Origin of the sequence: Proteiniclasticum sp. C24MP (genome assembly GCF_043951855.1) — a bacterium.
In the GTDB taxonomy this organism is placed as follows: domain Bacteria; phylum Bacillota; class Clostridia; order Clostridiales; family Clostridiaceae; genus Proteiniclasticum.
In genome coordinates this window covers 100,193-120,507 of record NZ_JBINJW010000002.1, presented here as the reverse complement: position 1 = coordinate 120,507, position 20,315 = coordinate 100,193, and the positions used below count along the sequence as shown (strand labels likewise).

Annotated in this window: 18 protein-coding genes; 17 read left to right on the top strand and 1 reads right to left on the bottom strand. The window is 45.7% G+C overall.

The features are described from left to right. The first annotated feature begins 144 nt into the window (after positions 1–144). The 4 genes from ACHAL6_RS03685 (at position 145) to ACHAL6_RS03670 (ending at position 3,594) form a co-directional block, all read left to right on the top strand. On the top strand, positions 145–1,470 hold the full coding sequence (locus ACHAL6_RS03685; RefSeq protein WP_395268886.1) for an ATP/GTP-binding protein: 1,326 nt from the start codon (positions 145–147) through the stop codon (positions 1,468–1,470). Between the two features lie 8 nt (positions 1,471–1,478). Continuing rightward, positions 1,479–2,081: a hypothetical protein gene (locus ACHAL6_RS03680; protein WP_395268885.1), complete on the top strand. Its 603-nt coding sequence runs from the start codon at positions 1,479–1,481 to the stop codon at positions 2,079–2,081. A 239-nt stretch (positions 2,082–2,320) separates the two neighbouring features. Beyond that, a complete protein-coding gene (locus ACHAL6_RS03675; protein WP_395268884.1) occupies positions 2,321–2,941 on the top strand; it encodes an HAD family hydrolase in 621 nt (206 codons plus the stop codon). 206 nt (positions 2,942–3,147) lie between these two features. Next, positions 3,148–3,594 carry an Hsp20/alpha crystallin family protein gene (locus ACHAL6_RS03670; protein ID WP_395268883.1) on the top strand — a complete coding sequence of 149 codons (447 nt, stop codon included), beginning with the start codon at positions 3,148–3,150 and terminating at the stop codon, positions 3,592–3,594. Positions 3,595–3,699: 105 nt separating this feature from the next. On the opposite strand, the gene ACHAL6_RS03665 is transcribed toward ACHAL6_RS03670, so the two are convergent. Then, entirely contained in the window at positions 3,700–4,650 is a 951-nt protein-coding gene (locus ACHAL6_RS03665; protein ID WP_395268882.1) for a sugar-binding transcriptional regulator, read from the bottom strand. Between the two features lie 327 nt (positions 4,651–4,977). Here ACHAL6_RS03665 and ACHAL6_RS03660 point away from each other — a divergent pair, with 327 nt between their 5' ends. The 13 genes from ACHAL6_RS03660 (at position 4,978) to citX (ending at position 20,037) form a co-directional block, all read left to right on the top strand. Beyond that, on the top strand, positions 4,978–6,015 hold the full coding sequence (locus tag ACHAL6_RS03660) for a glycerol-3-phosphate dehydrogenase (protein WP_395268881.1): 1,038 nt from the start codon (positions 4,978–4,980) through the stop codon (positions 6,013–6,015). Between the two features lie 81 nt (positions 6,016–6,096). Continuing rightward, complete coding sequence (xylB, locus tag ACHAL6_RS03655) at positions 6,097–7,602, top strand: xylulokinase (RefSeq protein ID WP_395268880.1); 1,506 nt, start codon at positions 6,097–6,099, stop codon at positions 7,600–7,602. Positions 7,603–7,696: 94 nt separating this feature from the next. Further along, positions 7,697–8,143 carry a ribose 5-phosphate isomerase B gene (gene rpiB / locus ACHAL6_RS03650; RefSeq protein WP_395268972.1) on the top strand — a complete coding sequence of 149 codons (447 nt, stop codon included), beginning with the start codon at positions 7,697–7,699 and terminating at the stop codon, positions 8,141–8,143. Positions 8,144–8,421: 278 nt separating this feature from the next. Next, entirely contained in the window at positions 8,422–11,511 is a 3,090-nt protein-coding gene (locus ACHAL6_RS03645) for an EAL domain-containing protein (protein WP_395268879.1), read from the top strand. A 174-nt stretch (positions 11,512–11,685) separates the two neighbouring features. Further along, positions 11,686–12,825, top strand: coding sequence for a Gfo/Idh/MocA family protein (locus tag ACHAL6_RS03640; RefSeq protein WP_395268878.1), 1,140 nt, complete (start codon positions 11,686–11,688; stop codon positions 12,823–12,825). 270 nt (positions 12,826–13,095) lie between these two features. Next, positions 13,096–14,424, top strand: a complete 1,329-nt coding sequence (rsxC, locus tag ACHAL6_RS03635) for an electron transport complex subunit RsxC (RefSeq protein ID WP_395268877.1) — start codon at positions 13,096–13,098, stop codon at positions 14,422–14,424. A gap of 1 nt (position 14,425) precedes the next feature. After that, on the top strand, positions 14,426–15,418 hold the full coding sequence (locus ACHAL6_RS03630) for an RnfABCDGE type electron transport complex subunit D (RefSeq protein WP_395268876.1): 993 nt from the start codon (positions 14,426–14,428) through the stop codon (positions 15,416–15,418). Between the two features lie 136 nt (positions 15,419–15,554). Beyond that, on the top strand, positions 15,555–16,442 hold the full coding sequence (locus ACHAL6_RS03625; protein WP_395268875.1) for a fumarylacetoacetate hydrolase family protein: 888 nt from the start codon (positions 15,555–15,557) through the stop codon (positions 16,440–16,442). 422 nt (positions 16,443–16,864) lie between these two features. Then, positions 16,865–17,581: a C-GCAxxG-C-C family (seleno)protein gene (locus tag ACHAL6_RS03620; RefSeq protein ID WP_395268874.1), complete on the top strand. Its 717-nt coding sequence runs from the start codon at positions 16,865–16,867 to the stop codon at positions 17,579–17,581. 49 nt (positions 17,582–17,630) lie between these two features. Then, positions 17,631–17,828 (top strand): twin-arginine translocase TatA/TatE family subunit, encoded by a 198-nt coding sequence (gene tatA, locus ACHAL6_RS03615; RefSeq protein WP_395268873.1) that lies wholly within the window; start codon positions 17,631–17,633, stop codon positions 17,826–17,828. Then, on the top strand, positions 17,809–18,546 hold the full coding sequence (gene tatC, locus ACHAL6_RS03610) for a twin-arginine translocase subunit TatC (protein ID WP_395268872.1): 738 nt from the start codon (positions 17,809–17,811) through the stop codon (positions 18,544–18,546). The genes tatA and tatC overlap by 20 nt, the downstream gene beginning before the upstream one ends. A 154-nt stretch (positions 18,547–18,700) precedes the next feature. Further along, positions 18,701–19,414, top strand: a complete 714-nt coding sequence (locus tag ACHAL6_RS03605; protein WP_395268871.1) for a ZIP family metal transporter — start codon at positions 18,701–18,703, stop codon at positions 19,412–19,414. 119 nt (positions 19,415–19,533) lie between these two features. Continuing rightward, entirely contained in the window at positions 19,534–20,037 is a 504-nt protein-coding gene (citX, locus tag ACHAL6_RS03600) for a citrate lyase holo-[acyl-carrier protein] synthase (protein WP_395268870.1), read from the top strand. Positions 20,038–20,315 lie beyond the last annotated feature (278 nt).

The window sequence follows — 20,315 nt, the reverse complement described above, 5'->3', positions numbered from 1 at the left end:
CAGCAAAAGGTATGTTCTAATTTTCTTCAATAATTGTAGAACAGTCAGGATTTAGTAAGGATTTAGTAATATTGCACTAAGTGTGGTAATATTTTCGAGTTTATGTTATAATTTATAACAATAAAAGTAAAAGGAGAGGGTTTTATGTTCACTAGAATTTTTGTAAAAAACTATAAGTCCCTTATTGACCTAGATGTGGATCTATCCTCTAAGAAGAATGAATCGAAATCTCTGATCGTTATCTATGGTGAGAATGGTATTGGGAAATCCAATTTCGCCTCGATTTTTTATACACTAAGAGAGTCAATTGAAACAATGTCAATCAAATCTATGTTGCAGAAATTATTAAATAGTAATGTAGAGGACGAGAATCATGTTCCTGATAAATTATTCAGAGAATTGCTTCAGCGACAAGCGAAAGATACAGAGTCAATCATCAGAAATTATAAAACTATCAACTCTGAGGAAAATATGGAGTTACTGTTTGAATTTACCATTGGAGATAAAAGAGGACAGTACCTGATTTCATACGATGATCAGAAAATCGTAGAAGAGAAACTGGATTTTGCATTGGTCAAGAACAAAGTGAATCTTTATCAGATGAAAAACCAGAAATACAAATTGAATGATAATCTCTTTACTGATGCGGATTATTTAAGAGATTTCAAAGAAATGATTGAGCAATATATCGGCAAGCATAGTTTACTGTCTTTGCTTTCCTTTGAGGTTGAAGAAAAAGCGGAAAGTTATGTGGAGAACAAGATCCATCCGGAGTTGCTTCATATTTTAAATTCCTTAAAGAAGGTTTCAGTCAAGGTGCAGCCACAGTCACTTTCAAAGAGAAGTACAAGAGGTGGTGCGCTTAATCTGCTTCATAATCTGAGGTCAGGTCTACTTGATGCAAATGATTCAGAGAAACTGAATAGAACTGAAAAAATGCTCAATGAATTCTTCACGACAGCCTACAGCGACATTAAACAGGTATACTATCTGAAAAAAAATGAAAAATCCAACATCAGGTACGAACTTTGGATTAAGAAAAAAATCTATGGAAGAATTATTGACATTAGCTTTTCTCAAGAATCTTCTGGTACAATACAATTGCTAGAGATTATTCCATATCTATTGATGAGTATCGAAGGCGACACTGTAGTCATCGATGAAATTGATACGGGTATCCACGATATTTTAATTCATCGACTGTTAAGTAATATGTCGGAACTGATCAAGGGCCAATTAATTTTAACCACCCACAACACAATGCTCTTGGATTCAGATATTGATCCACAATCCATCTATGTGTTTTTTGTTGATAGCGAAGCTAATAAATTACTGGTACCGATCACGAATTTTGAAAATAGAGCACATCCTAACCTGAATTATAGAAACAGATACTTGAAAGGTATGTATGGTGGTGTTCCTATTCCGCAGGATATTGATTTTGAAGAACTTATTGAAATACTGGAATAGGGGTATTTATGAGGAAATTTGATAAATCTTTTTTAAAAGCAGTTGTGATTGTACATGGCAAATCTGAGAAACAGATGTGTGACTATATTAAATCCAATTTGAGATTGAAACTGGAGATTTATGGTGATAAGAATGGGGAGAAGTCAATCCAGATTACCAGTATTATGAGAACGCTGAATAATACAAAGTTTGAAACATTGAGTAAATTTCGCGCTCATTTCTCAGACGCTTTCTCGGAAACTGGAAGGAAAAAATCTGGAATTCATGAGAAAAAGTTCAAGATATTTATAATTATGGATACAGATGACTGCAATGATGTAGAACTAGAGAATTTCAAAAATAAGGATATGTTCATAAAACATTGGGCTTATAGATACATAGTACCGATATGGAATACTCCGGATTTGGAAGAAGTTCTAGTAAAAGCGAAAATACCATTTAGAAAAAAAGGAAACAGAAGAAAAGAAGAATACGTAGATATTTTTCCGGTGTCTGATAAATATGCAACATCCGACAGAGTTCAATTAGCAGATTTGATGGAATTGCTTTCAGATAATCCTGATACAAATCTGGAAGAATTCATAAAGTTCTGTTTAGAAATTGCACATTGATTCATAAATTGACATTCTTAATAATTGGACTAAGGTGATAGCAGCGGTAATAATATACTATTTAATTAAGCTTCTGGATGAGTAAGTGTTTATTTACACTTATTGAAGGTAATAGAAACTATTGATTTCAAAAGGATAGTATATGTTGAACTATGCTATCTTTTTATTATTAGGCAGAATTATTAGTATAAGTATGGGCGCACTTTCAAAAGATCAATTAGAGAAATGGAGTGAATAGTATGAAAAAAATCAGGAATATCATATTTGATATCGGAAATGTGCTGGTGAGATTTGACCCTCTGGACTATCTCATCAGGACCTATGGAGAAGATTTTGAAACCATAAAGCTTCTTCATCTGAATATCTTTTCCGGTGAGGAGTGGAAACTCCTGGACCAGGGACTGCTTACAACAGAGGAAGCCATAGCTCGGATCGAAGAACGAATACCAGAGCACAAAGATGCGGTGGAGAAGATCATGCGCACCTGGGAGACTTTTCTCATTGATGAGATCAGCTCCTCGGTTTATTTTCTGAAGAAGTTCAAGAAGATGGGATATAAAATCTATGCGCTATCCAATTATCCGGAAAGAGGGTTTTTCTATACTGAAAGCACTTTCCCTGTATTCGAACTCTTTGATGGAAAAGTGATTTCCTATGATGTCCGAGAAGTGAAGCCAGGAAAGAGAATCTATGAGATTCTTCTGAAGAAGTACCAGCTGAAGGCAGAGGAGTGCATCTTCATCGATGATACGCTGGTAAACATTAAGACTGCAGAAGAATTAGGAATCAATGGTGTACACTATATACATAGTAATCAGCTCATGGAGCTTTATCTTAAACTGGCGGAAGAGGCCAGATAAAGTCGAAAAATATCTGGATTTGGTGAATTTCAGTGAATAAATCGGATTGTTTTCATTTTACACAACTTGACTGAAGCTTTTTCTGATTTTCTCGATTTTTCAGTTTTGAAAAACAGAAAGTCATATGTTATAACATAATTGTAAGTTAGCACTCGGTGGGCGAGAGTGCTAACGATAGTAAAATATCAGTAAAGGAGTTGTTGGAAATGGCAGGTTTAGTACCATTCAACAGAAAGAAAAATGATCTGATGAACATTGGGTTTGATGACTTCCACAGCATGCTAGATGACTTTTTTGCGGATGCATGGCCTACAAGAAGAAGCCTTCAGTCAGATACCTTCAAGGTGGATGTTCAGGAAGAGGACAAAGAGTATATCGTTCAGGCTGAACTGCCAGGCGTAAAGAAGGAAGAAATCAGTCTGTCTCTGGAAGACGGAAGATTACGCATTGGCGTTCAGAGAGACGAAAAGAAAGAAGAGAAAGAGAAAAACTACATCCACAAGGAAAGAAGATACTGCTCCATGGAAAGAAACATCTTCCTGCAGGAAGCAGACAGTGAAGGCATCAGTGCAAAACTGGAAGACGGTGTTCTGAAGATCCATATTCCCAAGACAGAACATGTCGATACCTCAAAGAAGATTGAAATCGAATAGAGAACATAAGTTAAACCTCACCGGCATCCATAGCCCAGGATGCCGGTGAGGTTTTTTATGAAGCCTATGCTTTAAGCACGATCTCTATTTCATTCTTCCTGTGGGTTACATGGGGGTAAGTCTTATAATCTCTTCTGCTGTAGGCGCATCGATGTAAAGACTGTCTACTAGGTTTCCCTTCAGCACCGCTTTGATGATCATGGCCTTTTCCTTCCCCACAGCCACCAGGAGCTTGTTTGGGATTTTCCGGATCACTGAAAGGGGCGCTGCAATGACTCTCTTGTCCATTTCCGGATCCAGAAGCTCACCTTCATCATTCAGGAAGTGGGAACAGCAGTCTCCGATGCCGCCTTTCTCTTTGATTACGCTGTAGCTCTCTTCATTGATGACGCCCATCTCGTAGAGTACGGAAGGTCTTTCCAGATTACCCACGGAAAAGACGGCGGTGTCACATTTCTTGGCCATGGCAAGAATCTGATCGATCTGATGATCCTGCTTGATGGCGTCAGCGATGAAGGCCTGATCCACCATGGCAGGAGCGGGAATCTGATAGCCGCTTCCATTGACGCTGTCCACGAAGCTCTTGAGAATATCAAGGGCTCCGGACTCATAGACGGCTCTTGAAAAACCGCCGCTGAGCTGAATCACGGAAACGCCCTGTCTTTTGATGGCTGGTAGCTGCTTGGCAAGCACCGCCAGGGTGTTTCCCCAGTGGACGCCAAGGATGCTGTCGTTTTTAATGAATCGTGGAAGATCCTCAGCCAAGGCGCCGCAGACATCCTGCAGCAGTACCTGTCTGTTTCCCACAAGATCGGGAACAATGACGGCGCGCCTAAGGGGGAACCGTTCCAGCAGTTCCTTCTCCAGATCGCTGTAGGACAGCACCGATTCCTTGACGCGCACCTCGATGAGCCCCATATCCATGGCACTCTTCAGGAGTCTGCTCACATTGGATTTACTGATTCCTTCCTTTTCACCAATCTGGACCTGACTCATATTCAGTTCATAATACATTTTCGATATTCTCAGAATCTGACTGAGTTTCTTTGCATCCATTACGTATCTCCCATTCTCATGAATCAGCAGAAATCTGCCAGTCCTTCATGAATTCTATACTTTCTTTATATTAAAGATACTGGGTAAGAAGGATGCTTGTCAAGAAAGGTGATATCCGTAAGATGCTCCAGAAGAAGAGGAAAAGAGAAGAACAGGAGGATTCTTATGAGAAATCCGAAATGTTGCAACTTTTCCCAACCACCCTGAAAACAATTTCATAAAAATGATACCGTTTAATTTTAAATATGGGAAATTTCCCAAAGTAGTATTTACTTTTCCCAAAGCCAGTCGTAAGATGGTACCATAAACGGAAACGGAGGTAGAGAAATGAGTATTGTTACTTTGATCGGTTCAGGGCAGATGGCTTCTGCACTCACCTTTCCACTATATGAGAACGGACATGAAGTGAGACTTGTGGGCAGTCCCCTGGATGATGCCATCATAGACAGACTTCGAAAAGATGATTATCACGAGAATCTGAGAAGAACACTTCACAGCGGAATAAAATACTACAAGATCACAGAGGTGGAAGAGGCGCTGAAGGATGCGGACCTTGCGGTCTGCGGGGTATCCAGTTTCGGTGTGGACTGGTTTGCAGACAATATGCTGCCCATTCTGCCAGAGAGCATTCCACTGCTCTCCGTGACCAAGGGTATGCTGGATGGAGAAGATGGTACGCTGACAACCTATCCGGAGTACTGGGAGAAAAAACTTGCCGAAGAAAGCAAGCTGAAGATCTATGCCATAGGCGGTCCCTGCACCGCAAGAGACCTGGCCGATCACGATCAGTCCTTTGTGGGATTCTGCGGAAGAGACATGCAAGAGCTGAGAAGGATCAGAAGCTACTTTGAAACAGACTACTATTTCATCAGTCTCACAGAAGATGTGGTGGGCCTGGAATCGGCAGTGGCGCTGAAAAACGGATATGCACTGGGTACAGCACTTGCCATAGGCATTGCGGAAAAACTTGGTGATGATGGCGTAAGTCACAACAATTCCCAGTCCGCACTTTTTCAGCAGAGCGTAAAGGAGATGTATCATCTTCTTGAAATCATCGGGGGAGGCACAAAGAACATCATGTTTGCGGCAGGAGACCTCAATGTGACGGTGGCTGCAGGAAGAAGCAGAACCGTAGGTCTTCTTCTTGGAAAAGGATACACCATAGAGGAAGCCACAGAAGCACTGAAAGGGGAAACCCTGGAAGCGGTGGTCATTGCCACAAGAACCGCAAGAGCCGTAAAGGCCATGGCGGAAAGAGGAAAACTCGACATCAAGGACTTTCCACTCCTCATGCATGTGGACAGTCTGCTTAATGAAGGGGCTAAGCTGAACATTCCCTGGAAGGCTTTCCAGAGGGAAATGTAGAAAAGGACAAACTGAAACTGTAAAACAGAAGGCATAGACAATGAAAAAATAAAGAATATAAATGAAAAGGAGCTTATCAAAATGGAGTATTATTTAGGTTTGGATTTGGGGACAGGAAGCCTTAAGACGGTGCTGTTTGATGTGAACGGAAAGGAAGTGGCGGTATCAGAAAAAGAATATCCGCTGTATCAGCCCCATAACGGCTGGTCCGAGCAGGATCCGGAAGACTGGTACATGGTGTCCATAGAAACCATCAGAAACGTCATCAGAGACAGTGGGGTACCAAGCGAATCCGTCAAGGGACTGGGCATATCCGGACAGATGATGGGTGCGGTGATGATGGACAAGGATGGAAAGGTCCTAAGACGTGCCATTCTATGGAACGATGGCAGAACTTCGGAATCCTGTGAACATGTGCGAGAGATCGTAGGGGATGATCTCTTCATGAAGTATTCACTCACACCAGCAAGACCTGGCCTTACAGCAGCGAAGATCCAGTGGGTGAAGGACAATGAGCCTGAACTCTACGAAAAGGTGGCACACATCCATCTGCCGAAGGATTATCTGAGATATCGCCTGACAGGAGAATATGCAACGGAAGTATCAGATGCCTCCGCCATGCAGCTTCTCGATATACCAAACAGAAAATGGGCGACGGAGATTCTGGAGAAGATGGAGCTCACCGAGGAAATGCTCGGGAAAGTCTACGAGTCCCATGAGATCACAGGATATCTTCTTCCAGAAGTGGCGGAAGCCACAGGACTGACCACGGACTGTGCAGTAGTGGGCGGAGCCAGCGACAACGCGGCTGCGGGAGTCGGAACAGGAATCGTATCTCCTGGACGTGCCATGACCACCATCGGCACATCAGGAACCGTATTCGCCTATTCAGAGAAACCGCTGCTGGATCCTCATAAATCCGTATACACCTTCTGCATGCCCATACCAGGTGCATGGCACTACATGGGCAGCGTGAACTCAGCCGGAGCCTCCCTGAAATGGTGGAGAAACAATTTCTATCCGGAAGATACGGAATACGAGAAGATCAATGAAGATGCCAGGTCCTCTAAAATCGGAGCAAACAGACTGGTTTATCTTCCTTATCTCAACGGAGAGCAGTCACCGCACTTCAATCTGACCTGCAGAGGCTCCTTCGTGGGACTGGCAGGAATTCATACCAGAGCGGACATGACCCGTGCGGTGATGGAAGGCGTGACCTATGCTTTAAGAGACATCATGTCCGGTATCCAGAACACAGGCGTGGAAGTGGACCATGTGCACATGTGCGGTGGCGGTTCCAAGAGTCCATTCTGGAGACAGCTTCTGGCAGATGTATATCAGCTTCCTGTTTCCCTTCCTGACATGAAGTCGGAAAACAGTGCGGCACTGGGTGTTGCAATCCTTGCAGCAGTAGGATGCGGAGCCTACGACAGCGTGGTGGAAGCCTGCGACAAGATCATCAAGATGAGAGATGACGTCTATACACCGGATGCGGAAAGAGCAGCCAGATACGACAGAGTCTACAAGGAATTCGATGATCTGTATCCCAAACTGAAAGACAACTTCAAATCCATCTTATCCTTATAATATGGATGCAGGGGACAGAGAAGAAAGAATAAACAGGCAGATAGACAAGCTCAGGCTTTCATGCCTGAAGACAAGGAAAGCGAGTTGAATGAATTTGAAAATAGCAATAGGATGCGACGAAGCCGCATATGGACTGAAGCTTGAAATCATCAGACATCTGGAGGATAAGGGACACACAGCCGTGGATTTCGGTTCAGGCGAAGGAGAATCAGTGCTCTACCCCAATGTGGCCTATGCACTGGCAAAGGAAGTGGCAGAGGAAAAGTTTGAAAGAGGAATCCTTCTCTGCGGAACGGGAATCGGAATGGCCATCACAGCCAATAAGGTGCCTGGCGTGAGGGCAGCGGTCTGTCATGATTCCTACTCCACGGAAAGATCCAGAAAGTCAAACAACTGTCAGATCATGACCATGGGGGCTAGAGTCGTAGGCGCAGAACTGGCAAAGAATCTGGTGGATGTATGGATGGAGTCGGAATTCTCCGGGGGAGGGTCCCAGGCCAAGGTGGACCGTATTTCCGAAATAGAAAAGGAATGCAGATGATCCCATAGCACTGTATAAAGAAAGCGGTATGAAATGAGGTGATGAGGAAACCTCTTCCATACCGCTTTTTCCTGTCCTGCCGAACTCGGATCCTACCCTGGCCGAGAAATGATAAACGTGAACTTCACTTGAATCTCAGTGATAATTTTCTCCAAGGTCTTTAAAAATGAGGGGAACTGTACGATAATAGTAAAGATAGTTTAAATTCAGTTAAGCGTTGCACAGCTGCCGAAAGAGAAGGACAGCTGGACTTTAAAGAAAGTGGTAGGTAGTTAGATATGATGGAGTCGGGCGTTTTGTCGGTGATTTTCTACGGGTCTCTGATCCTTTATTTTTATATGGGCATGTATCTTTTTTCGCTGGATATCAGAGACAGGATCCATCGGATTTTCTTCTATCTGTGTCTGTCCTTAAGCATATGGTCGCTGACATCTTCCCTCCTTGGTCATGTGGAGAGCAGAGACATGGCTTTTGTCACGCTGCTAGTCAGTGTGTGGGGATGGGGCTTCGCTTACAGTTTTCTGCTGCATCTGGTGCTCCTTATCATGAAGATGGATCGCGGGATGAAGCCATGGCACTGGCTGGCCATTTATGCGCCCGTGCCCGTGAATATGATTCTCTTCTATGGAAATCTTCTGTATAGTAATGTGTCAGACAACATGCTGTTAAGCCAGTTCGGCTGGTCCTATGAGAGAACGGAGCTGGCTGCTTTCTTATGGATAAGAGTGCTCTATCTATCCGTGATGGCTGTGATTCTTATTCTCCTATATAGAGGGAAAAGGGAAGAAGATGATCTGTTCAGTATCAGGGAGATGAAACTCATCAAAGCTACGATGATTCTAAGCCTTCTTCTGGGCTTGCCGAAGATTTTCGAGCTTTATGAAGCCATGGGATGGAACCTTCTGGGACTTGGACCACTTCATCTTCTTCCGGTTTGTGTCACTCTATTCATTGTGATGAAACTGAAGGATATGAAACGCCAGGACAGTAACATAGCTCTGCCCAGAAGAGGAGAACTCATGAGTATAAGAACCCATGAGAAGATTTTCTTCTATGTTTCTCAGGGATACATTTTAGGCGCGTTCACTGCCTTCGGTATTGAAGTGCTGTTGAAAAGAGATGACATTGTGCGGGCGGGAATCCTTTCCTTTACACTTTTCGCCACAGGCATCGTGATCTTTCTCATTCTGAAAAGCAGACTGAGCATCAGAATAAGAGACAATATACTGTTTCTCATCATCGCCATGAGCATTCCCTACATCACCTTCTATCAGATCGAAAATTCAGAAGCCTTTGCATGGACGGTACCCGTGATCTTTATACTCATTGCTGTAATATTCAATAACACGAAACTTCTTGTCTCTATCAGTATCATGACCATAATCACTTCCAAGGTGCTGTGGATTGTGAGACCCGAATCGGTGATCTCTTTTTCACCAGCAGATCATCTTGGAAGAATGATTGTATTTGGCATTATCATTATCATCGCTTTTCTCATCAACCGGGTGTATAAGAACAGACAGTACCAGTTTGAAAAGCAGATCGACCACGAAAAATTCGTCTCGGAAACCGCAAGACTTCTGTCCTCAGCCCGCAACAGGAATCTGAGAAGCAATCTGGATGTGTTTCTGGAGAGAAGTCTTCACTATATGGATGCGGACTACGGCTCCATCCACATTTTTCCCGAAAGAAAAAAGAAGATGAGAAAAGCGGAGTATTACGGACCTCATGATTTCGTGAATCCAGGCATCAATCACAGATTCGGTGAAAGATTCGATGAAATGGTCGAGTCGCTGCTGGAAGAAAATAGCCTGTACACGGAAAAGTTCTTCACAACCCTAAAGGAATTCAGTGAGGAAATGCGTAAAGAAGGCATCACGGTGATGGTGACCCCCCTGGTGGAATCCGGGAAGATTCTGGGTGTCATGTGCATGAGCTCCTTTGTCAGAAACTCCTGGGATGAGGGGTATCAGAACACCTTTCAGCTGGTGGCGGGCAGTCTTTCCAGTATGCTCTATAAGATCGGAAAGGAAGATGAGCTTTTCAGGATGGCTTACTATGACCATCTGACAGGACTGCCCAATCGGGTTCTCTATGAGAAGATCATCAGAAAGCATATTCACGGAACCAGGGAGAACGAAATGCTGGCGCTGATCTTTCTGGATCTGGATGATTTCAAGAACATCAATGATATTCTGGGACACAGTACCGGAGACCGGTTCCTGAAGGAATTCGCCAAGAAGCTGAAACCGAAGCTGAAGGAAAGAGATCTTCTTTCCCGTTTCGGAGGAGATGAGTTCCTCCTCATGCTGCCCCATGCAAAGTCCATGGAAGAGATCGAAAACTTTGCGGAAGATGTGCTTCAGGAAATCATGAAACCCTTCCTGCTGGATGATCGCGAGGTGATCACAGGAGCCAGTATGGGTGTCTCCATCTATCCTCAGGATGGACGGACGGGAGAAGAGCTCATCAAGTTTGCAGACCTTGCCATGTATCATTCCAAAAGCACCGGTAAAAACAGATTCACCGTCTGTACGGAAGAAATCAAGAAGAAGTTCGTCTATGAGAAGGAACTGGAAGAGGATCTTCGTCATGCGGTGGAGAAGGATCAGTTTGTCCTGTACTATCAGCCCAAAGTCCATGGAAAGACAGAAGAGATCATCGGCGCAGAGGCTCTGATCCGCTGGAAGCATCCGACCAGAGGACTGCTTGCACCTGGGGTGTTTCTTCCAATAGCGGAGCGAACTGGGCTTATGGAAGAGATTGACACCTGGGTATTCATAGAAGCCTGCAGACAGAATATGCTATGGCAGCAGAAAGGATACAGGAAGATCAGCATGTCCATCAACATCACCCCCATCAGCATGATGCAGAGTGATATGGGCAGAGATCTGGCAGAGGTCTTCAAGGAAAACGGATGGGACCCGGAATACATCGAAGCGGAAATCACAGAAAACACCATGGTGTTTTCCCTGGACCAGATTCAAAGCAGATTAAGTTCATTAAGAGACATAGGAATCAGAATCTCCCTGGATGATTTCGGCACAGCCTATTCGTCCCTCAGCAGACTCCATGAACTACCCATCGACAAAGTGAAGATCGACCGTCAGTTCATCCTGAATCTCCATCATGAGGATAGAGGGAAGAATCTCTATGACGGGATTCTTGATCTGGCCAGATCTCTGGACCTCGTTGTCATCATTGAAGGGGTGGAGACGAGAGATCAGGCGGATTATGTCAGGGAAAAAGGCTGCGATGAAATCCAGGGCTTCTACTACTATAAGCCCATGCCGCCGGAGCAGATGGAAAAACTGCTTCAGCAGATGGATGGAACCTCCATGGCCAGGGTCATGTCACCGGATGCATGATGTCACCGGAAGAAAAACCGGCATAGTGAAACCTGATATGGCTGAACAAGAGTGCCCGGATCTGAGGATCCGGGCACTCTTGTTCGTAAAAAGCTGAAAAACATATCTTCATGAAGAAAGTGACTTAACCTCAAGGGCCAGGAGTGGTAAGATGAGAACAAGGAAGTGATGAAAATGATTAAAGTAGGGATTGTAGGCATCGGAAGCATTGCAGAAGACTACATCGAGATGTTCTCCAGAGGGCTCATCAAAGAGGCGGAGCTTTCGGCGCTGGCTTCCAGAAATCAGGAAAGACTGGCAGGGATCCGTGGAAAGTACGGTCTGAAGGATACCCGTCTCTTTTCCACGCTGGAGGAGATGCTGGAAGGGGATACTGTAGATGCGGTGCTCATAACAACACCCCATGCGCTTCATCCGTCCATGGCCATGAAAGCCCTGGAGAAGGAAAAGCACATCATGATTGAAAAACCGCTTGGCATCAAAGTGGGAGAGGTGGAAGAAATGGTCACGGCTGCAGGGAAGAAGCCGTATCTGACAGCAGGTGTCATGTTCAACAACAGAAGCAGCGACATCTACAGTTTCGTGAAACGCCGCATGGAAGGTGGCAGGATGGGTGATCTGAGACGCGTGGTCTGGCAGGTGACCAATCAGTACAGGACCTATGACTATTATGAGAGAAGCACCTGGAGAGGCAGCTATGAGACGGAAGGAGGAGGCGTGCTCATCAACCAGGCCATCCATCAGCTGGATACGCTGCTCTGGATGACAGACCTTCCGGAGAGCGTCATGGCCTTCACCAAGGAAGGTTTCCATAGACCGCTCAGTGCGGAAAATGATGTGATGATCCAGATGTTCTATCCGAATGGGGCATCAGGCCAGTTCATGACAAGCACCCATGAAAGCCCCGGAACCAACCGTTTTGAACTGTCCTTCTCCGGTGGTCAGATCGTCATTGAAAATGACAGTGCAGTGAAGATCACGAAGCTCGCCATGGACGAAGAGGAATTTGCGCGGACCGTGAAAGGCGCATTTCCGGAAGTGCCCCATGAAGTGGAAGTGCTGACCTTCCCGAAGCTGCCCAACAAAGTGCTACAGAACAGACTACTCAATAACTTCATTCAGACCATCCTGGAAAAGGAAGAGATGCTCTGCCCGCTGACGGAAGGGATAAAGAGTGTAAGGATGCTCAATGCCACATACATGTCCGCCTGGAAGGAAAAGAAGATTCCGCTGAATTTTGATGCGGAAGAATACGACAGAGCCTACGAGAAGAAGATCAGCGGTGAGGAAGGTTTTTCATCTGAAAAGCGGTAGAACCAGGTATCTCAAGAGGTGTCACTGAAATATACGGTGCCAGAAACAGAGCCGAAGGAAAAAGGGCTGTCCTTCGGCTCTGTTTCTTTAAAGAGATTCGTGAAACAAAGTATTCTGAATGGCTGCAAGGTTGTTAATTTTTGCTGGAACCGGGCATCTTTTCCTTTTTATTGAAGCGGAAATAATTTATACTGGTAGTAGATTATCAAGTAGTAAGATTATTATGTAATTGTATTTATTCCAGAAAGAATTCAGGAAAGGAATGATTTTATGCGTATTTTTTTCATGGGTAAGCATGGAGGAAGTCATCCCAGAGAAAATAAAGAGAGAACCTCCCATCTGCCCATCACGGTGGCGAAAGTGCCTGAGGAACTGGTCTTTCCGGTGTCCATGCACATAGGTGCCCCTGCAGAACCAGTGGTGGAAGTGGGACAGAAGGTGAAAATCGGCACCCTTCTTGCAAAGGCGGGCGGTTTCGTTTCGGCACCGGTTCATTCCTCCGTATCAGGAGAAGTCACAGCCATCGAAAAAAGACCCACACTGAACGGACCCGCAGACTGCATCGTGGTGAAAAATGACGGGCAGGACAGCTTCGAGGAGTCCATCAGAGAAAGAGAAGAGATCACTGACAGCAAAGAGATTCTTGAGATCATCAGAAATGCCGGTATTGTCGGCATGGGCGGAGCTGCCTTTCCCACAGCTGTGAAGCTGGACCCGCCCAAAGGCAGCACCATTGATACCCTCATCGTCAACGGTGCGGAATGTGAGCCCTATTCCACTTCAGACCATCGGGTCATGGTGGAAGAAGGGGAAGAGATCATCAAAGGAATCAATGTCGCGCGAAAACTGTTTCCGAAGCTCAGGCAGATCTTTGTGGCCATCGAAGACAACAAGCCTGATGCCATAGAAGCCATGAGGAAAGCGGCAGCAGAATATAAAGACATTGAAGTGCGTCCTCTTCGCACCATGTACCCGAGAGGTTCTGAAAAGAATCTCATCAGGGATCTCACCGGAAGGGAAGTGCCTCCTGGAGGTCTGCCTGCCGGCGTCAGGTGTGTGCTCATGAATGTATCCACCACCAGGGCGGTTTACAGAGCAGTGAGCCTGGGGGAGCCTCTTTATCAGAGAGTGGTCTCTGTTTCAGGAACACCAGTGCAGGACCCGAAGAATCTTCTCGTGAGAGTGGGTACGCCTGTGACGTCACTTCTGGAAGAATGCGGAGGATTCAGTGAATCCGTATATAAGCTTTTAAGCGGAGGCCCTATGATGGGCCGCGCCCTCACAGACAGCAGTGTGCCCGTCATAAAAGCCATGACGGCCATCACAGCGCTGACGGAAAAAGAGGCGAGAGTGGGCGATGAATCCGACTGCATCATGTGCTCCGAGTGCATCAACGTCTGTCCTGTAAGCCTGCAGCCGATTCTCATCAGTGAAGCCTACAACAGGGGAGACCTGGATGCGGCGAAGAAGCTGGGGGCCATGGACTGCATCGAATGCGGAAACTGCTCCTACATCTGTCCGTCCAGGATTCCGCTTCTGGATAACATAAGAGATGCGAAAGCCGCCATAAAAGCGCAGCAGGAAAAGGAGGGAGCGTAGCATGATGGAGAAACTGAGTAAAATGAAATCCGGTCCTTCCCCGCATATAAGGACCCCGAAAACCACACCCTGGGTCATGACCCAGGTGCTCATCGCACTGATTCCTCCTGCAGCAGCAGCCACGTACTTCTTCGGATGGAAAGTGCTGCTTCTCATCGCTCTTGGTATGGGAACCTCTGTAGCCAGTGAGTATCTTTTCCAGAAACTCACCTACAGAAAGATCACCATAAACGACAGGAGCGCTCTGGTCACAGGGGCACTTCTGGGCTTAAGCCTTCCAGTGACGGCGCCCTGGTGGACCGTTATCATCGGGTCTGTCTTTGCCATCGTCATTGTGAAGCAGCTGCCTGGAGGCATCGGCAGAAACCGATTCAACCCGGCGCTGGCGGCAAGAGTCATGCTGAAGGCGTTTTTCTCTCCCTGGATCACCAACTGGGTCCTTCCCGGACCGGATGCGGTTTCCACAGCCACACCGCTGGAATACATCGGCGGCGGCATCAAGACCGTTTCTGCTGAGGTACCGGAACTTTATGATCTCTTCATGGGATTCAATCTGGGCGGTAATGCCGGAGAAACCAGTAAGCTTCTGATTCTTCTGGGCATGATCTATCTCATTGCCAGAAGAATCATCAATCCGAAGATTCCGATCTTCTATATTCTCACCGCCATGCTTGTCACCGGATTCTATTCAGGATTCGATCTGAACTTCATGGCAAGCCATGCCTTCTCGGGCACCCTGTTTTTTGCGGCCACCTATATGGCCACCGACTACAGTTCCGGTGCACTGACACCGGAAGGGAAGACGGTCTTCGCCATCGGCGCAGGCGTGCTCACCGCGTTTTTCAGAATCGCTTTCACTTTCCCGGGCGGAGTGGGATTCGCCATTCTCATCATGAATGCGCTGGCGCCTTATATTGACCAGAAACTCATGCCGAGAATCTATGGACACAAGAAAAGACCGGATGTGAAATTCAATAGGCAGAAAAGAGCATAGAAGTGAAAGACCTTCGTAGAAACATGATCCTGCGATTCATGCATCCCATTCTGATGCAGCTCCTATTAGGAGAAACTCTGAAAGGGAGTGCTGCCGGTACAGTGAAACACAGTATGCATAAAAGGAGACGGAAAAGATGAAATTTATCACCTTTGTTCACAAGGGCAAAGAACAGATCGGCGTACTCAGCCTTGATGAGTCGAAAGTTCTGAAAATAACCAAAATACTGGGCCATGAACGATACGAAGACATGAATCAGTTCATAGAGGAAGCCACGGAGCTGGACCTGAACATCATCGCTCAGGTGAGAATCAACGAAAAGGATCTGGGCATTCCTGTGGAGGAGATCCGCTATCTGGCACCCATTGTGAGACCCAAACATGACATCATCTGCGTGGGCGTCAATTATGATTCCCATCTCAAGGAATCCACGCTGGCCCTGAAAGAGGACCTCTCCCATCAGAAAAGTCCCGTCTATTTCTCCAAAAGGACCACGAGAATCCTGGGTCATGAAGAGGAGGTAAAAGGCTTCTTCGAAATCGATGAACAGCTTGATTATGAAGTGGAAGTCGCCGTGATCATCGGTAAAAAGGGAATGAACATTCCAAAGGACCAAGTGGAGGACTATATCTTCGGATACAGTATCTTCAATGATGTATCCTCGAGAAACCTGCAGAGAGGTCATCTCCAGTGGTATAAAGGAAAGAGCCTGGATACGCACAGCGTTCTGGGACCAGTGATTCTTCATCGATCAGCACTCTCGCTGCCCCTGAAACTGCATGTGGAGTCCAGAGTCAATGGAGAGGTGAGACAAAGCTCCAATACCGAGCTTTTTCTAAACGACATCGCAACCATCATTTCTGATTTCTCCAGAGGCATCACCCTTGAACCTGGAGACATCATCGCCACAGGAACCCCTTCAGGTGTAGGCATGGGCTTTGATCCACCAAGATTCATGAAAAAAGGGGATGTGGTGGAGTGTGAAGTGGAGAAGATCGGTATTCTGAAAAATATCATCATCTAGTACGAAGCACAACAGAGAATGAAATCCACATTCAATCACAATCATCGAGGAATCGAGCGCATCGCGAAAAGGATGCTTTCGATTCCTTTTTTCATGCTTCTGCCTCGGAAATATATATGCTGCTGTCAGAATATGATGGTGAATATATTATCAATCTGAAACTATATCGGCGTCTCATGCGTAATATCATGAATACTCCTTGGGATTTTCTTCAATCTCTTAATTATCAGACCGCACCTGTTTTTTTAATTGACATATGTCAATTAAAAGGAGTATAGTATTAATAGTCAAGAAATTAACAAAAAGTTTTATTTTGATGAAAGCGATCAGAAACCGCGCTGTATCCTCATCAGCAATCATCCTTATCTATTGCAGTCTTCGGGCTGAACAATAAAAAATTATGTATAAAAGGGGAAGAGAAAATGAACGAAGTCAAGGAAAAAGAAGTTAAAATGAGCGAAAAGGTCTATTCAAGACGAGACATGCTGAAAACCGCTGGAAAAGCGGCTGCTGGGGTAGCGGCTGTTGCAGTGCTCCCATCCTTCATCACAGGCTGTGACAAGAAGACACCGGAGCTTCCAACAAAAGAAGTGCTGGAATACGAGTATCTGTCAGCCAGTGAAGACGCACCTCAGTATCCATTCCCATATCAGAAGCTGGATCCAGCCACCACCATGGAAAGAGCATATGCTTCCTTCTTCAACAAAGGCGGATGCTGCAGAGCGGTTATTGATGGGATCATCGGTCAGCTGGGAGACAATGCCGGATATCCATGGAATCAGATTCCAATAGATGCTTATGCCAATGGTGCAGGCGGTTATGGTGCAGCTTCACTTTGCGGCTCCCTTGCTGGAGCAGCAACGGCCATCGGACTTGCAGTGACACCAGAGGATGCAGCCACTGTTACAGCAGACCTCTTCAAATGGTATACAAGCACAGAGCTTCCAACCTATCAGCCTGAAGTGGAGAATGAGACTGTAGTCTCCGCATCCGTCAACTGCAAGGATTCCGTTGGACAGTTCATGGAAGCATCAGGTTATGCCATGGGCGACCCTGAAAGAAAAGCGAGATGTGCCGGTGTTGCGGCAGACTGTGCCGGAAAGACCGCAGAGCTTCTTAATGCATACTATAATCTGTAAAAGCGGATTTCTTTCATCCATCTAGGGAAAAGTAAAGGAGAACAGAAAAATGGGAAAAATCGGAATAACGGAACTGGTACTCATCCTGACCATTGCACTGGTCATCTTCGGGCCTGCCAAGCTGCCAGCCATCGGGAAGTCCATCGGACTGGCCATCGGTGAGTTCAAAAACAGCGCCAACAAGATCTCTGAAGATATCATGACCAGCACAGACGACGAGAAGAAAGATGAAAAGAAGAGCGAGTAGGGATAAGGAAAGAAATCTTACCCTGGTCGAACATCTTACAGAGCTGAGAAACAGAATCCTCTATATGGCTGCAGTTTTTGTCGCAGCCGTTCTTCTCAGCTACAGTTTCTCGGAAATTCTTGTAACAGATATGATCGGCATCGTGCCGGACATCAGTTTTGTGTTCATATCACCGGCAGAGCTTCTGCTGTCCTATATCAAGATTGCGATCATTATCGGACTTTCTGTCTCTTCTCCCTTTCTGATCCTGCAGATCTGGCTTTTCATCAGTCCAGGTCTTGAGAAGAAAGAAAGAAGAACCATATTGTTTTCACTGCTCTTTGGTGGGGTGTTTTTTGTCCTGGGAGCCGTGTTTGCCTATAGGATCGTTCTACCCCTCATCCTTGAGTTTTTCATGGGATTTCAGGTGGAAGGCATAGAAGAGATGATCAGCTTCAGCAGCTATCTGTCACTTATCGTCAATACCGTTCTTTCCTTCGGACTGATCTTTGAACTGCCAAGCATCATGGTGATCATGACGAGACTCGGCATTGTGAAAGTCCGCTTTCTGAGAAAGAACAGAAAATATATCATCCTCGTCATCTTTGTGATGGCAGCGGTGCTTACACCGCCGGATATCATTTCACAGACACTATTAGCCCTTCCCATGATTCTTCTGTTTGAACTGGGCATCTTCTTATCTCGGATTGTTGAACGAAAGAGAGACCGGGGAGAATGATGTCACAGAACAGAATGGAAGATCATACATGAATTCTCTGCACGGATGTAGGTACCCCCTAGATCCCTGCAGAGTTTTTTTGCTGCCGGTTTTCAGAAGAGAAGAAATGAGGAGTATACTACATGTAAAGAAGAGTGCATAAGGAGGTCAGACCATGCGTACATTTGAACTTATTTCCGTATTTGCCGTTGCCGCCATGCTGGTGAACACCCTGGGCATTTACGCCATCTACAGGAACAGAACCTGGGCAGAAAGGAACAAGGAATACTTCATGTGCTTTGCGGCAGGTATTCTCATCACGTCACCGCTCATCGGTGCTTTTCCCCAGGCCATTTCAAAGAACAGTGAAGCGGGTTTTTCTGCGGTGCTGGGATTCCTGTTCATGTTCGCCACGAGCCAGATCATGAGAAAAAGCACAAAGAAATCCGCTCTGGCCTTCGGCTACACTGCACTCATCGGCATCGGGATCCATTCTTTTGTGGACGGCATGATCTATTCCGTGACTTTCACTCAGAGCAGTTTTCTTGGGATTCTTGCCGGAACAGGACTCGTAGCCCATGAATTCGCTGAAGGGGTCATCACCTATTCCTTCCTTGCAGAAGGAGGGCTATCCGAAAAGAAGGCCATCTTCTATGCCTTTCTCGTGGCCTCTCTTACAACGCCTTTAGGCGCTTTCCTGATCTATCCGCTGCTCCAGAATTTTACAAGTTCTGTCATGGGACTGCTTCTGGGATTTGTCACAGGAGTCCTCATCTACATCTCTGCTGCGCATCTGCTGCCGGAAGCCAGTGAGCATGAGAAGGATCACTCCTACATGTCCTTTCTTACGGGGGTGGCGTTTTCCATTCTCCTGTATTTCATTAAATGAGAAAGCGAAGAGAGTTACAGAAAGGCTTTAGAAATCATCGTCAAAGTAGGGTATAATAATGGAATCGGCATGAGAGGAGAGCTGTCCATCTCATGATAAATGAAGGAGGGGAGAGAAATATGGAACTGCTGGATTCAAGAGAAAAAAGAGATCTGCGGGAGAAAGCGCTGCTTGACAAGTATCATGGGACGCTTCTCACCCTGAGAGCGAATTTTCCGGGAAGTGAGAAGCGGCATGAGAAAGCGGATCTTGCTGTAACGATCCTCTATGAGGAAGTGAGAAGACAGTACAATCCTGTCCATGAAGAAATACTTCAGGATGCCGAGGGGCTCATTTATCTTCTCCTTCTGAAGGAAAGTCCGGAGGATGTGAAGCGAAAAGCGCTTTCCCTGGAGGAGAGTCATCCTTTAGGAAGACTCATCGATATGGATGTAAGAGATGAGGAAAAGATCTGGTCCAGAAGAGATTTTTCGATTCCAGGAAGAAAGTGCTATCTCTGCGAGGATCTGGCCGTGCACTGCGTCAGATCTCAGAAGCATCCACTGGAAGATGTGATTTCCCATTTCGTCAGAAAAGTGGATGATTATCTGGAAAGCGCAGGAGTGGAGAAGAGAAGGAAGTAGAAGCAGGCAGAAACTGAAGGGAAACATCATCTGAAATGTGCAGAAGCATGTCCGGGGGCATACCGGAGGCATGCTTCTTTTTCATGTAGTTTTTTGAAACAGAAGGTTAAATTTCAGTGGACAATCATTCAAAAGTGAGGAAAGTGATATAATTTAGGCAAAATAATGAGTATCACATTCAATCGGTCTCCAGACTATGAATTTGATGAAATACAATAATTCTTTCACAAAAACTGGCAAAATTAATGCGTGCACTGCCCCGAGAAGTTTCCATGTAT

Coding starts and splice junctions, on each gene's coding strand:
- ACHAL6_RS03685 (WP_395268886.1), top strand. CDS start 145: ATGTTCACTAGAATTTTTGTAAAAAACTATAAGTCCCTTATTGACCTA.
- ACHAL6_RS03680 (WP_395268885.1), top strand. CDS start 1,479: ATGAGGAAATTTGATAAATCTTTTTTAAAAGCAGTTGTGATTGTACAT.
- ACHAL6_RS03675 (WP_395268884.1), top strand. CDS start 2,321: ATGAAAAAAATCAGGAATATCATATTTGATATCGGAAATGTGCTGGTG.
- ACHAL6_RS03670 (WP_395268883.1), top strand. CDS start 3,148: ATGGCAGGTTTAGTACCATTCAACAGAAAGAAAAATGATCTGATGAAC.
- ACHAL6_RS03665 (WP_395268882.1), bottom strand. CDS start 4,650: ATGGATGCAAAGAAACTCAGTCAGATTCTGAGAATATCGAAAATGTAT.
- ACHAL6_RS03660 (WP_395268881.1), top strand. CDS start 4,978: ATGAGTATTGTTACTTTGATCGGTTCAGGGCAGATGGCTTCTGCACTC.
- xylB (WP_395268880.1), top strand. CDS start 6,097: ATGGAGTATTATTTAGGTTTGGATTTGGGGACAGGAAGCCTTAAGACG.
- ACHAL6_RS03645 (WP_395268879.1), top strand. CDS start 8,422: ATGATGGAGTCGGGCGTTTTGTCGGTGATTTTCTACGGGTCTCTGATC.
- ACHAL6_RS03640 (WP_395268878.1), top strand. CDS start 11,686: ATGATTAAAGTAGGGATTGTAGGCATCGGAAGCATTGCAGAAGACTAC.
- rsxC (WP_395268877.1), top strand. CDS start 13,096: ATGCGTATTTTTTTCATGGGTAAGCATGGAGGAAGTCATCCCAGAGAA.
- ACHAL6_RS03630 (WP_395268876.1), top strand. CDS start 14,426: ATGATGGAGAAACTGAGTAAAATGAAATCCGGTCCTTCCCCGCATATA.
- ACHAL6_RS03625 (WP_395268875.1), top strand. CDS start 15,555: ATGAAATTTATCACCTTTGTTCACAAGGGCAAAGAACAGATCGGCGTA.
- ACHAL6_RS03620 (WP_395268874.1), top strand. CDS start 16,865: ATGAACGAAGTCAAGGAAAAAGAAGTTAAAATGAGCGAAAAGGTCTAT.
- tatA (WP_395268873.1), top strand. CDS start 17,631: ATGGGAAAAATCGGAATAACGGAACTGGTACTCATCCTGACCATTGCA.
- tatC (WP_395268872.1), top strand. CDS start 17,809: ATGAAAAGAAGAGCGAGTAGGGATAAGGAAAGAAATCTTACCCTGGTC.
- ACHAL6_RS03605 (WP_395268871.1), top strand. CDS start 18,701: ATGCGTACATTTGAACTTATTTCCGTATTTGCCGTTGCCGCCATGCTG.
- citX (WP_395268870.1), top strand. CDS start 19,534: ATGGAACTGCTGGATTCAAGAGAAAAAAGAGATCTGCGGGAGAAAGCG.